A 14,584-nucleotide genomic window follows, 5' to 3' on the forward strand; every position below is an offset into this window, starting at 1 on the left:
TTTTTATAGTGTCAATGCAGGTTCTAATTGGAATGATCTATGGATGGGATGGATAGAAGACTTGAATTGACAACAAAAAAAGAGCCGACTGGATCATCTCCTCGACTCTTTTTTGTTAATAATATACTATTGCGAATTTTTCATGTATTGAAAAACTGACTTATATTCCCTCGTACCGGATGTGTTTGTTCCCTGTACTCCCCGTTCGTATAGCGATCAATCACCTTGCGCCAAAAGGATTGTGCCGGTCTATTCGTGCTCATCTGGGTCACCTTCCAACGCCCGGCAAAACGTCCAAACAGCTCATGAGCCGCCCAAGTTCCAACACCATTATGCCGATAAGGACGAAGCACAAAGAACTCAGCCATATAATAGTCAGCCTCCCGATTGTTGGACATTCGGTCAACCAGCGCGAAGCCCACAGGGATATCCTGTCTCCATATTAAAAAAGGCAGCTTCTGTTCACCGCTTGTCCAATATTGATACAAATCCGGATAAGCCGGGAATGTACCCTTCTCAGTAACATCAATTCGAAGATAGGCTGTAAAATCATATAAATAAAATTGCATGAGCTGCACAATAATGTCCTTCTGCGACTCTGGTACACTTTTTATGGACAACTTAAGTTCGGATTTGATATTATACCCCATACTTTCACCCCTCTTGGCAGTTCCATGCGTTCTTTACTTTGATTACATCCCGTCCAGTGCTGCTCAAAATATGTTAAAATACATATATATTATGACCGGACGAGGTGGAACCCAATGAATATTCAAAAGATCATCGACCGGCGCAAACTGGATGAAAAAATGCCGGATCTACCATGGTACGTACAGCAATTTATGGATTACAAGCTACCTGACCTATCCCCCTCAACATTGCTGGAATATGTACGGGATTATGAAGCATTTTTTTCATGGCTTCGCTCAGAAGGCTTGTCTGCCGGAGAAACAAACGCCCAAGTTACGCTGGAAGAATTGGAGACACTTCATATGGACAGTATTACGGGTTTTCGTTTGTTCCTGTCCACTAAGCGTGAAGGCTCCAACTCCCGCATTACAATTTCACGCAAGCTATCGTCTCTCCGTTCCCTCTTTCATTATTTAAGTCAGATCGCTGAGGATGAAAATTTTTATCCATTGCTCAAACGCAACATTATGGCCAAGGTCGAAATCAAGCGCATACATAAACCCAAGGATACAGCCGCCAAGCTCAAGGGAAAAATATTGGAAGAGGAAGAGCTGCTTGAATTTATCGGCTATATTTATGAAGGCTATGGACACGATCTGGCCGGTAACAAGCAGGCGCTTTACTCCTATGAGCTGAACAAGGAACGGGATGCCTGTATCGCCAGTCTCATCCTGAACTCGGGTCTGCGCGTGTCCGAAATCGTCAATCTGAACATGGATGATCTGGATCTAAACAATAAATTGCTATATGTGTACCGCAAAGGTAATAACGATGAAACGTTTAAAACACCAGTGTATTTCCGCGAGCAATCCAAAGATGATCTTGTACTGTATTTGTCCCTGAGACATGCCCGTTACCGCGCTCCAAAAAAAGAAAAAGCTCTCTTTGTCGCACGTCCCAACGGCAGTACGGAGGGAAAACGGATGACCAAAAGAGCGATTCAGGCAATGATCATCAAGTACGCCAAACGGTTCGGCAAGCCTTACCTGACCGTTCACAAGCTACGCCATTCGTTTGCCACCGACTATTATTTGCAAAATGACATCTACAAAACCAAGGAACAGCTTGGGCACGCTTCGACAGAAACGACTGAAGTCTATGCCCATCTGACCGACAAAACCATGTCTCAAGCGATTGAACGGCGGTTGGAGTCCCAGGCTGAATCATCCGATTGATGTCTCAGTTCCGTTCATTCGGCACATCATCACCTTGCTGCTGAATTTGGCCGATCACCCAGCGACCTGCCTGGTCGTTGGCATCGGCAGCAAATATTTGTATCGTTTGATCCGAATAGTGACCCTGAGCCCATTCCATTTGATGCCTCCAAACCGCTACTCCCTGTACATTTGACAGCGTAGCGGCAAGATGGGCATCTGTTGATTCACGTATCATGACGAGTTTTGGGTAATGCTCCTGCTTAAAGCCTTCAAGCAATACACAGTCATATGCCTGAAAATGCCGGATCAGTCCGCTGACAGGTCGACTCTGCTCTTCTAAAATGGCTGTTCTTTCAGCAGAAACAATAGCTACGCCTTCGGCGCCTGCTTGCCGGTGTTTGTATGTATCTGTCCCCTCATGATCCATCTCAAACTCATGTCCATCATGCTTAACCACCGCCACACGTAACCCAGAATCCCGCAAATAACGAATCAATCCTCCGAGGAAGGTCGTTTTCCCCGTATTTTTGTAACCAACGATCTGACACACATATGGCTGCTTCATATTCACGTGATCTTTCCGCCTTGGAGTACCAGTACACGCACCTCTTCCCCTGCACGCAAGCCTTCTGTTGTTGGAGGAACCACGATCAGACAGTCGCTGTCCTTAATCGTCACCATGACACTGGATTCATCCGCTCGCGCAGGAATGGCATACACTTGACCGTCGCGTATTTCCAGAGAGCTGCGCACAAAACGGGTAAAATTGTTCACCTTCGCATACTCTGCTCCCAGCCGTACCGTCCAGGTTTGTAAATACGGCTGCTCCGAAGACAGCATCATTTGAATGGTAGGCCGCACAAACAGCTCACAGCCTACAAAGCATGCACCGGGATTGCCCGAAAGCGCAAATAACAGCTTGCCGTCAATTACGGCGGCTGTTGTCACACTGCCCGGACGCATCGTGACCTTATTGAACAGCATATCTACGTCCTCCTGCCGCACCAGGTCACCCATAATATCATAATCCCCTACCGATACGCCGCCGCTCGTAACGACGATATCATAGGCTGCGATTGCTTCACGTACAGAAGCAATCGCAATTTCCAGCTCATCATGAATGGCTTGCAGGATGAAGGGCTCTCCTCCTGCCTCCCTAATCTGAGAGGCCAACATATATGTATTACTGTTTCGAATTTTTCCGGGTTGTAACGGTTCATCCACCGCAAGTAATTCCGATCCTGTGGAAAAAACGGCCACCCGTGGCTTCCTGTAGACAGGAACCTGATGTACACCAAAGGTAGCCAAAACCGAGATATGTCCCGCTCCCAGGCAGGTTCCTTTACTGAGCAAGAGCTGACCTTCCTGAATCTCATGACCGATCTGTGTTACATTTTTACCGATCTCCATACGCTTCTTCAAGCCGACGTATGTCTGTCCATCCTCCTCACGTAGCTGTGTTGCTTCCAGCATGACAACAGTGTCGGCTCCCTCTGGTAATTGCGCTCCCGTCATAATACGTGCCGCCAATCCCGTCTCTACCCGCTTGTCCGATACGGTCCCGCATGGAATTTCGTCCACTACACGCAGCCAGATTTCCTGACCTGATGAACAAACCTCGGTGTCCGAACCAAGGATCGCATAACCGTCCATACCAGAGCGACGAAAACGGGGATACGGATGTGGTGCAGTCAAATTCATCGCTAAATAACGTCCATGCGCCTGCTCCAGCCCTACTTCCTCCCGCTCTCCCTGTTTGACATGGTTAGCTATTATTCTCTGTGCCTCATCTACCTGAACCGCTTTACGCTGGAATTTTCCCGAGTTTAATGTTGTCTGATTCATAACCTCACTCCGTTCTTCTAAAGTTCCCTCTTTCTGTTATAACCCTAAAACCGTTTTCTGGCAAATCCTCTTCCCTGATATTAAACAAAAAACAGCCCGGGATCTTATTCCCGAGCTGTTTGGGCAAAATGACAATCATCGTCGACTTCGTCGGCTGATTTTGCCTGAGCCACTACGTGTTTTAGGCTTGCTGTAAGATTTGCGGGGCGAGCCAAATATGCCGGAACCACTACTGCCCTGATCACGTGAAATCGAGCCTCTGCTTGGTGAACTGCTGCTGGAGCCTCTGTCGAACAAGCTTCCGCCTGATCCGACAGTGGAGTCTGATCCCTTCCCTCGACGAGTAACCGAACCTTTTCGTTCCACTGTAATTGGGGGAATGGCTTTCTTTTCCTGCACTGTAGGGGCTCGGTATTGCCCCTGAGAAGGCCGATATACATCCCTGCTTGAATAGCCCCGGTAAGAACCTGATCCACGCAACGAGTCAAAGAGAGCATCCAGCACAGTTGCGGTTAAGTATCCTTTTAGAAAGCTGGAGCTATAATTTTGTTCGACATACTGTTTACTGTCGACTTCAATTAGCGTATCTTCCTTCTTGGCTGGGTCTTGCTGCAAATGGTACCACTCATCGTTATATACCAGAAACATCCGCTCATTGCTCTGCGGCGACATTTGTTCCGGTGTACGCTGTTCTTTCAATTCCTCCGCCACTTCTGGAACCGTTTTGCCAGCGGCCCGGTACACGTATGAGGTCGAGTTTCCGCTACCACTTACCGATTCCAGCGGGTACGTATCTTTCACATTTGGCGCACCGCAGCCGCTTAGCACGGATACGAACAAGCTCAGCGCCACAATGACCTTTAATGCATACTGCCAGGTGCGTTTGCTCATGTGTAACCCTCTCCTAGCTTGCCCGAATAACCTTGACGTCTCCGGTAATCACTTCTTCACCTTCATAAAGCATAAAGCGACCGTCCTGCCACTCTACCCGCAACAGATGATAGTCATCCGACTGATATTGCCAAACATGCTGTTCTCCACCCTGCCGGAAAGGCGTACGCCCCGTAACAGTAACATGCCCAAAATATTGCTCCTCCAAATGATACGTTGTATCATCTAATTCCAAAATAGTCGGCACTTCCTCCGGGTTGTCCAGCCGGCCATCGATCGCCTGATATAGTCCAAATTGGAGTGTTTCCCGTTCCTCAATATGAAGATAGCTGACTTGGTTACCATCCTGAAGCGTCAAAACAACGGCATTCCGGGCACGATTATGTACTCGGCCCACCACTTCATAGGTGACGAGCGACACTTCACAGATATCACCCGGATTTAACTGAAGCATACTCTTCTCCGCTTTCGGCGGCTCAGGCTTGGCAAATAGATTTGAAATTCGTTTCCATACACCCATGATAACTTTCCCTGCCTTTCTTAACCTAGAAGCATGCTGTAATAATCAAGGCGCCAACCAGATGCAGCGTCCCTGAAAACAGCCCGAAACCAATTTTGCCTTCCTGTGTGCCTTTATCCAGATCAAACTGCGCCCAGTACCGCAACAACAGACGTACGATAATTTCCAAAATAAACAGGATGACAAAGGCAATTACAGAGTACACAAGCGCCTCTAGCAAATTGTTAGCTGTAGCGATGGAGCCTGACAAAATGTACCCCTGTGCAATCAGCTTCATAATCAATCGTACCGTTACAGCCATATTACCGGCTTTCACTTCGGCAAAATCCTTATACTTCGTAAATAAAGAGTCGACATACATCAATACGAACAGCAACACGGCACCCGCGCCAGTCCATACAAGCATCGCTTTCATCGTTTCTAAAAAATGCATTTCATCCCATCCTCCACATCTTCTTGACCTTCATTTATGTTGATTTTTGATTTACGCCTCCAGGCAGGGAAAAGCGAAGGAGAAAACGTTTCTCCTTCGCTTCCAACAATTACGCTGATGGCCATGCTCACACTTCTTATTTATTTTCGTATTGCTTCAACAAAGCAGCAAGCTCGTCGTCCACGGCGCTCTTCTTATCCAGCTCCTTGAACTCCTCATCCAGCGATTTTTCCTTGGAGGACATTTCGTTGCTCGCTTCAGCACGTGCTTCCGCCTGCAGCATTTTTTCTTCCATTCGCTTCAATCCGGCAGTTGCCGTATCTGAGCTAAAACCGTTCATTGCTTTGTTAATTTCAGTTTGCGCTTTAGCTGCGTTATAACGGGCAACCAGTGTCTCACGCTTGTTCTTCATTTCTGTCAGCTGTCTGCGCATTTCATCCAGCTTGCCACGCAGGTTATCGGCAGCGGCTTTGTTCTGCTCGTAACCAGCCTTGAACTCGTTCATTTTTTGCTCGGCAGATTTCTTTTCTTCCAACGCACGACGGGCCAGATCCACGTTTTGTGCTTTCGCTGCGGTATGGGCCTGCTCTTCGCGTTTTTTTACCAAGGCAGCTTGCTCTTCATATTGCTGCTTGAATCTCTTTTCAATAGCAATTTGAGCGGCTACCGCTTTCTCTGCATCTTCCAGATCCTCTTGCATATCACGAATGTATTGATCGGTCATTTTGACTGGATCTTCTGCCTTGTCGATAATAGCGTTAATATTGGACATCGTAAGATCTCTTAATCGTTTGAAAATAGACATGTGAAGTTCCTCCTAGGGTTGAATGCTTAAATTTTAAGCTCTGTACACATGTTTACGCAAGGTTTGCAATGACGGTTTCAAAAAAATCTAAAAGCCGCGCAGGTAAGGCTCCGGGATATCCGCCTGTACTTTCAACTCCCGCGAAGCATGCAGCGCCCAATAGGGATCACGCAACATAGCACGACCTATGGCTACCAAATCCGCTTCTTTCTGCCGAACAACCCGGCTGGCATCCTCATAATCATCCAGTAAGCCGACCGCTATTACGGGCACATTGAGCTTTTCCCGGATGTGATGAGCCAAATCCACCTGATAGCCAGCACGCGCAGATGGACCTCCGCCCGAACCAATCGGCCCCTCGCCTCCAGAAGAAATATGAAAAATATCCACACCCGCATCACGATAGCGTTCCCCTATGCCTGATATGTATTCCACATCATAACCGTCCTCGACATATTCCTTGGCAGATATCCGCATGATGACAGGCATATCAGCAGGGATAACCTCTTTAACAGCACATACAACCTCAACACCGAACAAAGACAAATCCTGTCCATACTCATCTTCTCTGGTATTGGTTAAAGGGGAATGAAATTGATGGATCAGATAGCCGTGAGCCCCATGAATCTCTATAGTGTCAAAACCGGCTTCTACTGCGCGACGTGCACCTTGTTTGTAAGCCTGAACCAGTTCTCTGGCTTCAGCTGTCGTCAAGGCGTGCGGCTCTTTGAAGCGTTCGCTAAAGGGAATCGAGGACGGAGCTACAGGCTGCTCAGCATCTTCAGCCTTACGACCGGCATGACCTAATTGAATTCCAATTTTGGCACCGTACTTGTGAGCTTCCTCCACAATTTTACGATATCCAGGAATATGGTCGTCACTCCAAATGCCTAAATCACGATCTGTAATGCGTCCATCCGGGTGAACCGCTGTCATTTCCACAATAATGAGTCCCGTACCCCCTACTGCCCGGCTAACGTAATGGACATGATGCCAATCTGTTGGCTTCCCGTCTTTGGCCTCCACGCTGTATTGGCACATCGGGGGCATTACAATCCGATTTTTTAAGGCCAGCCCCTTTAATTGATAAGGAGTAAACAAGTCGGTCACTTTTATCCATCCTTCCTTCAATTCCATGTCTGTACAATTATGCATTGCATCCCCATTATACACCAGTTGTCACGGTATACCGAATCCGTTATCAGGCTAAAACCTGCGAAAATGTCATTGTTTTCTGTCTGGTTTAAGAGAATATGTACGTTTAGCTTCGTCATCTTCACTCATATCCGTTTCATCGTATGCTATCACCCATTGCATATGAGCCTGATCCGATCAGCGGCATAATTTTAATAGGGCAGGTACATAATAGCTGAGAGTACCTCAAGGTACCACGTACCACTGGACGGAAAGGGGGAATACATATGCCGTACAGAGGAGTGTTACCAAGCATGGCACTGTTACTAGCATTTTCGAGTTTTCCTGTCCACGCGGATGCGCCTTCCAACATCGGAGCGCCCCATCCCAAGGAAGCGGCTGTTGCTTCTTCTGTACACCAAAGTACAGACCGGATTGCTCCTACCTTAGCCATGTTGCGAAAAAAACATGCGGACATTTTTAAAATGTGCGGCCCGCATACCCGCCAAATTGCCTTAACCTTTGATGATGTACCCGACTCCAGGTATACACCGCAGGTTTTGGATGTTTTGCACGCGAACGGCATCAAAGCCACCTTTTTTATCGTAGGTCACCGCGCGGAGAAGCATCCGGGTATCATCCGCCGTATTGTCCGTGAAGGTCATGCTATAGGGAACCATTCTTATACCCATCCGGATTTCAGGAAGGCTACACCCGAACGCTTTCGTAGTCAGATTACAAAAACAGAACGCATTTTACAAACCAGCGCCGGTTTTCGCCCCAAGTTGATTCGTCCACCTTATGGCGAAATTACGGAGCCTCAAATCCAGTGGGCACGTCGTCATGGCTACATGATTGTCAATTGGAATGTAGACTCGCTTGATTGGAAGGGGCTAAGTAAAACACAAATCCAGCGCAATGTGATTCCTGCTACAGGGCCCGGCTCCATTATTTTAATGCACGCAGGCGGAGGTCAAAGTTCCAACCTACAAGGCACGGTTCAAGCCCTCCCAGGTCTAATTCAGTCCTTGAAGGCCAAGGGCTACAAATTCGTTACAGTTCCCCGGCTGCTCCACACATCGGAACGGAAATAAAGGGGTGTTTAAGAGCGAGTACCCAACTAGATCAACATAAAAAAAGCTGTCTTTCCAGCAGAGGTACTCTGGGGACTGACCCCATAAAGTGAGACAAATCAAAACACCTTCAAGAGAATCGAGCCATGTCGTAAGATATGGAGATAACCTTGGAGGTGTTTTTACGTTGGCAACGAGAGTGAGTTACCCCTTAGAAATAAAGATGAAAGCTATTGAAATGAGATTGGCAGGAGTTCCAGTAAGAGAGGTTATGGAGCAATTGGGAATACGGAATAAGACACAGCTAAAAACATGGATGAGGTGGTATCGAAAAGGCGAAGTGCATCGTCTGGAGCAGCCTGTGGGTAAACAGTACAGCTACGGAAAAGGTCCGAAACACTCTTCGGAGCTCGAAAAGGTAAAAGCGGAGAACCGGTTCCTGAAGCAGCAACTGGACCTGTTAAAAAAGTACAAGGAACTGGAAAGGAGGTGGAACCTCAAGTTGTCATTGCCTGGGTCGAGTCCATTCGAGAAGAAGTGACGGTGTCTGAGGCTTGTGTATGGCTCGGGATCGCAAGAGCTACCTACTACCGCTGGAAAACAAGCGTGGAGACAGAGCGTACAGATGCTACGGTGGAGAAAATCCGGCAGCTTTGCATCCGTCATAAATTTCGGTATGGTTACCGGAAAATCACCGCACTCCTTCGAGTTCAGCGGATTATGCAGCGTGAGGATGAAGAAACGAAAGGCCACTGGGCAGCCCGCTCATCCAGCAGAAAATCTGCTAAAGCGGCAATTCCATGCAGAGGCGCCTCTGCAAAAGCTCGTCACGGACATCACCTATTTACCATTTGGCGGAAAGATGTTGTACTTCTCCAGCATTCTAGATCTGTACAACGGGGAGACTGTGGCTTACAGTATAGCGGACAAGCATGCTGCTCCAAGCGACCAGGGAAGCGTATATACGTCACAGGCTTATCAAGCTGCAGTAAAGGGAAAAGGCATTACCATGAGCATGTCCCGTAAAGGAACGCCCGCTGATAATGCCCCCATCGAATCGTTTCATTCCACACTAAAGTCTGAAACGTTCTACCTCGAAGATCTCATGTGTACAACGACTGCAATCGTTGAACAGACCGTTCGAGACTACATCACCTACTATAACTCAATTCGGATTCAAGCGAAACTAAATAACCAGTCGCCGGTGGATTTCCGACGACTGGCTGCTTAAACTTGCAAGGTGTTTTGATCCCTGTCTCACAAACGGGGGTCAGTCCCCTGCTCGTCAAGACAGCTTTTTTTATGTGCGGACCTGTTTTAAATCTGGTCCAGTTTATTAAATTGTACGAATGCACGCATCAAGTTTACATAATATATATTATGTTTATTCAATTCGTGTCCTGGACAATATTATTTATCAATAACGTATAATTTCACATTTTGAAAGCCAAAGTCGTTCACAAATGATTTGCTGCCAGGAATAAAGATATCAATTCGCTTACCTGTAATGGCACTGCCCTGATCGCGGGCGACGGCCACAAAAGAATGGTCTGGTAAGCCGGGGTGGGAATACCCTGTAACTAACACCTTCGTTCCCATAGGAATTACGTTCGGGTCTACCGCAATCGTACCTAGCTTAAGCGGATTGCCGTAGTAGTCTACCGCGCCCCACTTGCCATTTTCATCAGCTGCGGCAGAATACGCTGTAGCTTTAACGTCAACTACTTTACTGTAATTGAATGTTTTGCCCCATGCTTCAATCTTTTGACCCTCATTCGCAGGTGCTGTCTCCTTAAGAAGCTGTGGCTCCGAATCTGAAGCAGCCTTCACACTTGTTTCTCCAGGCACCTTAATTTGCAAACCTGCATATATGTTGCTGGCGGCAATATTCGGATTCGCCTTCGTCAACTCGTCTACTGACACTCCGTAACGTTGAGCAAGCAGGAAGAAGGTATCGCCCTCTTTGGCAGTATGAAGCGAAGCGGCATCCGCTACTCCGGCTGTTTGTGCCAATCCTGCAATAGCAGCGGCAAGCACTGCAAATTTCATAGTTTGTCCAATATGTTTCAGATGTTTCAAAAGATATGTACCTCCTCTGTTATGCCTGCGAAGTTAGCTGTCGGATTCGGACTCAGGAGAAGCCCTATGCTTGCGCAATTCACCCCTAGGCAGCTTCCAATCCGATTCGTCTTATGACGAATCGGAATGACTGCCGTTGTTACGTCCCCCGCACTTCCCATGGTTTTGGTCCAAGCATTCGGCGTATATCATGGGCCTTATGCTGTCCCGGCAAGTTTTGGCTCATTGCATAATATCACAATTTTGTAACCTTTGCTGCATGAAAATGTTGGGAACCTTGAATATCATACTATGTTCATTACAATTTTGTCATCATGAAATCGCTATCTGTTACGAAAATAGGAGGAAAAAGTGACGAAAAAGAAAAACCCTCCTGTTAGACATGAGGCTGTGGTCAAGACCCCAATGACTGTGGAGGGTTTTACTTTATTACTTATAGAATCAATTCGTTACAATACTTTGGCAAGAAAATCTCGGGTACGGTCATGGCTTGGAGCACCAAAAACCTGTTCAGGTGTACCTTGCTCCACAATTTGGCCCTTATCCATAAAGATGATTCGATCCCCTACCTCACGTGCAAAACCCATTTCATGTGTGACGATCACCATCGTCATGCCACGTTCAGCGAGCTTCTTCATTACATCGAGAACTTCTCCGACCATTTCAGGGTCCAAAGCAGAAGTCGGCTCATCGAACAGCATCACGTGCGGCTGCATCGCCAAAGCGCGTGCAATCGCAATCCGTTGCTTTTGACCACCAGATAACTGGTTGGGATAGGTATTCTTCTTATCCTCAAGCCCAACGGTACGCAAAAGCTCTAACGCAATTTTTTCTGCTTCTTTGCCTGACTGCCCTTTAACCTGTGTTGGTGCGAGTGTCAGGTTCTGCAGCACTGTTTTATGCGGGAACAGATTAAAATGCTGAAACACCATGCCCATTTTCTCACGAGTCGCATTAATATTATGACCACGGGCTGTTATCGGCTCGCCCTCAAACAAAATCTCCCCGTCTGTAGGCTGTTCCAACAGATTAATGCAACGCAAAAACGTGCTTTTTCCCGAACCACTGGGACCGATGATGACGACAACTTCCCCTTTGGCAATATCTATATCAATACCTGTTAAAATTTCATTCTTGCCGAACGATTTACGCAGTTGTTTAACGGTGATCACTGGCTCTCAACTTCCTTTCCCATAAACCCAACAGCTTGGACAAGCTGAATGTCATTACAAAATAAATAGCAGCCGCGATGACGAACGGACTTAATCCTTCATAGGTAATGTTCTTAATAACCTGGGCCTGATACATAATATCCACCATACCGATGGTAGAAATAATGGATGATTCTTTAATAATGGTAATAAATTCATTACCAATTGCAGGCAAAATAGACTTAAAGGCTTGCGGTAAAATGACATGACGCATAGCCTTGCCTCGTCCCATACCCAATGAACGGGCAGCTTCCATCTGACCACGGTCCACACCCTGAATACCTGCACGGAAAATTTCAGCCAAATATGCTGAGCTATTCAGTGACAATGTCAGTATACCGGATTGGAGTGGTGTAAAATTGACGCCCAGCGTCAGAGCAACCCCGTAGTGGATGATCATGAGCTGCACCAGCATAGGTGTACCCCGCAGTACCTCTACGTAAGTCGTACCCAACCATTCAATAATACGTACACCGCTCATCCGCAGCAAGGATATCATCAAACCAATGATAAATCCGAACAGTACTCCGAGTGCAGACAGCAACAGCGTGTAGCCGATACCTGTGACGTAAAAACTACGGTATTTCCAAAATATATCAAAAATATTGTTGGAAGAAACCTGACGATCGGCAGACAATACACTCGCTTCCGTCGAAAACTTGTCAATGGAGCCGTCTGCTTTCAACCGAGCCAGCGTTTTATTTACAGAGGCTAGCAGCTCTGTATTCCCCTTGCGAATACCTACGGCTGTCTCTGCTCCCTCATCCCCAGGCACCGCCTTGGCGAGAGTTACAGTTCCGTCCAGTGTGTATCCTTTAGCAACTGTATCTTCAATCACGACAGCGTTGATACGCTGTGTCCGAAGCTGAAGCACCAGGTCGGATATTTTATCCAGCGAAGTTACAGTCGCATTGGGCACTTTTTGAGCAATTTCTTCCTGGATACTGCCCTTTTGCGCGCCGAGCTTCTCGCCTTTCAGAGCAGCCATTGTCTGATATTTGTCCTTATCCTCTGGACGTACCATAATAACTTGCTTGGAGTGATAGTACACATCCGAAAAATCAATGCTCTTTCTGCGTTCATCCGTTGGTGTCATGCCGGACAGTACCAGGTCTACACGACCACTTTGCAGGGCAGGCAGCAAGGAGTCGAAGCTCATGTCCTCAATAACCAGCTCTGCACCAAGATCCTTGGCAATTTCCTTTGCAATATCCACGTCAAAGCCTACAATGGTATCCTTGCCGTTAATGACTTTATGAAACTCATACGGCGGAAAATCGGCACTCATGCCGAGTACAAGTTTTTGCTGCGGCTTTGCTTCCGTTCCGTATGCGGTGAGCATAGGAAGTCCAGCTAACAGCAAGATAACCGCCGTCATAACCAGGGCAGTAAAACGATATGCCTTTTTCAATCTTTTTTTCTCTCCTTAAATTCTTTATAATAAATAAGATTGTGTCATTATAAATGAATATGCATGATTATGCAATGAATGTTATATTACAATTTCAGCATACCTCACGCAGTACCTACATTACAGCTTATATAAAGGGGTTTTTAACATGGATTTTAAACAGAGCATTCAGCAGACCATAGAGCAGCATGCCGGGCGCTTTAAGGACATTTCGTTATATATTGGCGCGAACCCTGAGCTTGGTAACGAGGAATTTCTGGCCGCTGCCCGTTTAAAAGAAGAGCTCGCCTTTCACGGATTTGAGGTTCAGGCACCTGTGCTGGGCTTAGAAACAGCCTTTATTGCGACTTATAAAGCAGCCAAACCCGGACCGGTCGTCGCTTTTCTGGCGGAATATGACGCCCTAAAAGGCCTCGGACACGCCTGCGGACACCATTTGATATGTATGATGAGTACCGGAGCTGCCGTCGGCCTCATATCGGTCATCGATGAGATTGGCGGGGAAGTACGGGTATATGGCACGCCTGCCGAAGAAACACGCGGGGCAAAGGTTCCGATGGCGGCTGCCGGACTGTTTGATGATTGCGATATTGCGCTTATGACACATCCCTATGACCACTACGAGAAATCAGGCAAATCGCTGGCAATGGATGCTGTGCAGTTTGAATTTTTTGGTCAATCCGCCCACGCAGCCGCCAGTCCGCATGAAGGCATTAACGCACTGGACGCAGTGATCCAAACGTTCAACGGCATCAATGCGTTTCGCCAACAGGTGAAAAGTACAGTGCGTATCCATGGCATTATTAATCATGGTGGGCAGGCAGCCAACATCATTCCTGATTACGCCTCTGCTCAGTTTTATGTGCGGGCCGCTACACGTCAAGAACTGGACCCGCTGACTCGCCGAGTTATTCAAATTGCCGAAGGAGCAGCTTTACAAGCCGGATGTCGTCTGGAGACTTCCAATTACGAGATTTCTTATGATGAAATGGTGACTAACCGTGTGCTTTCCGATACCTTTACTGCCAATTTAATGCAGGCCGGCATTGCGCAGAAGGACATAACAGAAGGCGAGGATCACGGCTCCATGGATATCGGAAATGTATCACTGCATTGCCCTGCCATTCATCCCTACATTCAAGTTATTGACGAGAAGCACTCCTTGCATACGCCTGAATTCCGCGATTTGGCGATGCAGGACCGGGCTATGGAAGGAATGCTGCTGGCGGCGAGAACCTTGGCATGGACTGCTTGTGATGTCATCACGAATACTGAACTACTGGCACAAATTAAAGAAGAATTCGCCCTGCTGAAAAACGGAGTTTCTTAATCTCA

The 14,584-nt window shown here is 47.2% G+C and carries 14 protein-coding genes, 1 pseudogene and 1 riboswitch; of the genes and pseudogenes, 4 read left to right on the forward strand and 11 right to left on the reverse strand.

The features are described 5' to 3' along the window. Nucleotides 1-140: 140 nt before the first annotated feature. The gene (locus LCF57_RS23590; protein WP_025719325.1) at nt 141-650 is read right to left on the reverse strand and encodes a GNAT family N-acetyltransferase; all 510 of its coding nucleotides are present in this window, start codon (nt 648-650) and stop codon (nt 141-143) included. 114 nt (nt 651-764) lie between these two features. Here LCF57_RS23590 and xerS point away from each other — a divergent pair, with 114 nt between their 5' ends. Further along, on the forward strand, nt 765-1,865 hold the full coding sequence (gene xerS / locus LCF57_RS23595; protein ID WP_226002879.1) for a tyrosine recombinase XerS: 1,101 nt from the start codon (nt 765-767) through the stop codon (nt 1,863-1,865). A gap of 4 nt (nt 1,866-1,869) precedes the next feature. Here the strand turns inward: xerS and mobB are convergent, their stop codons facing one another. The 7 genes from mobB to LCF57_RS23630 all read right to left on the reverse strand — a co-directional run bounded on the left by mobB (nt 1,870) and on the right by LCF57_RS23630 (nt 7,451). Continuing rightward, entirely contained in the window at nt 1,870-2,418 is a 549-nt protein-coding gene (mobB, locus tag LCF57_RS23600; protein WP_318840779.1) for a molybdopterin-guanine dinucleotide biosynthesis protein B, read from the reverse strand. Beyond that, nucleotides 2,415-3,692 carry a gephyrin-like molybdotransferase Glp gene (gene glp, locus LCF57_RS23605; RefSeq protein ID WP_226002880.1) on the reverse strand — a complete coding sequence of 426 codons (1,278 nt, stop codon included), beginning with the start codon at nt 3,690-3,692 and terminating at the stop codon, nt 2,415-2,417. The genes mobB and glp overlap by 4 nt, the downstream gene beginning before the upstream one ends. Nucleotides 3,693-3,827: 135 nt before the next feature. Further along, complete coding sequence (locus LCF57_RS23610) at nt 3,828-4,583, reverse strand: DUF4247 domain-containing protein (RefSeq protein WP_152381786.1); 756 nt, start codon at nt 4,581-4,583, stop codon at nt 3,828-3,830. 13 nt (nt 4,584-4,596) lie between these two features. Next, nucleotides 4,597-5,103, reverse strand: coding sequence for a DUF4178 domain-containing protein (locus tag LCF57_RS23615; RefSeq protein WP_226002881.1), 507 nt, complete (start codon nt 5,101-5,103; stop codon nt 4,597-4,599). Between the two features lie 25 nt (nt 5,104-5,128). Beyond that, nucleotides 5,129-5,536: a DUF350 domain-containing protein gene (locus tag LCF57_RS23620; RefSeq protein WP_025719331.1), complete on the reverse strand. Its 408-nt coding sequence runs from the start codon at nt 5,534-5,536 to the stop codon at nt 5,129-5,131. A gap of 136 nt (nt 5,537-5,672) precedes the next feature. Continuing rightward, entirely contained in the window at nt 5,673-6,341 is a 669-nt protein-coding gene (locus LCF57_RS23625) for a PspA/IM30 family protein (RefSeq protein WP_010348252.1), read from the reverse strand. Between the two features lie 87 nt (nt 6,342-6,428). Next, nucleotides 6,429-7,451, reverse strand: a complete 1,023-nt coding sequence (locus LCF57_RS23630) for an NADH:flavin oxidoreductase/NADH oxidase (protein WP_226002902.1) — start codon at nt 7,449-7,451, stop codon at nt 6,429-6,431. A gap of 311 nt (nt 7,452-7,762) precedes the next feature. Between LCF57_RS23630 and LCF57_RS23635 the strand changes: the two genes are divergently transcribed. Further along, complete coding sequence (locus LCF57_RS23635) at nt 7,763-8,569, forward strand: polysaccharide deacetylase family protein (RefSeq protein ID WP_318840780.1); 807 nt, start codon at nt 7,763-7,765, stop codon at nt 8,567-8,569. Nucleotides 8,570-8,735: 166 nt separating this feature from the next. Continuing rightward, a pseudogene (locus LCF57_RS23640) lies at nt 8,736-9,779 on the forward strand (IS3 family transposase). A gap of 179 nt (nt 9,780-9,958) precedes the next feature. Here the strand turns inward: LCF57_RS23640 and LCF57_RS23645 are convergent. The 3 genes from LCF57_RS23645 to LCF57_RS23655 form a co-directional block, all read right to left on the reverse strand. Next, entirely contained in the window at nt 9,959-10,627 is a 669-nt protein-coding gene (locus tag LCF57_RS23645; RefSeq protein WP_226002883.1) for a 3D domain-containing protein, read from the reverse strand. 7 nt (nt 10,628-10,634) lie between these two features. Then, a riboswitch (cyclic di-AMP (ydaO/yuaA leader) is annotated at nt 10,635-10,821 on the reverse strand. A gap of 255 nt (nt 10,822-11,076) precedes the next feature. Further along, nucleotides 11,077-11,799 carry an amino acid ABC transporter ATP-binding protein gene (locus LCF57_RS23650; RefSeq protein WP_226002884.1) on the reverse strand — a complete coding sequence of 241 codons (723 nt, stop codon included), beginning with the start codon at nt 11,797-11,799 and terminating at the stop codon, nt 11,077-11,079. Next, nucleotides 11,786-13,249: an ABC transporter substrate-binding protein/permease gene (locus LCF57_RS23655; protein ID WP_226002885.1), complete on the reverse strand. Its 1,464-nt coding sequence runs from the start codon at nt 13,247-13,249 to the stop codon at nt 11,786-11,788. Before LCF57_RS23655 ends, LCF57_RS23650 begins: the two co-directional genes overlap by 14 nt. Nucleotides 13,250-13,397: 148 nt before the next feature. Between LCF57_RS23655 and LCF57_RS23660 the strand changes: the two genes are divergently transcribed. Further along, nucleotides 13,398-14,579, forward strand: a complete 1,182-nt coding sequence (locus LCF57_RS23660) for a M20 family metallopeptidase (RefSeq protein ID WP_226002886.1) — start codon at nt 13,398-13,400, stop codon at nt 14,577-14,579. The last annotated feature ends 5 nt before the right edge of the window (nt 14,580-14,584 follow it).

The organism is Paenibacillus sp. BJ-4, from assembly GCF_020404765.1.
Taxonomy (GTDB): domain Bacteria; phylum Bacillota; class Bacilli; order Paenibacillales; family Paenibacillaceae; genus Paenibacillus.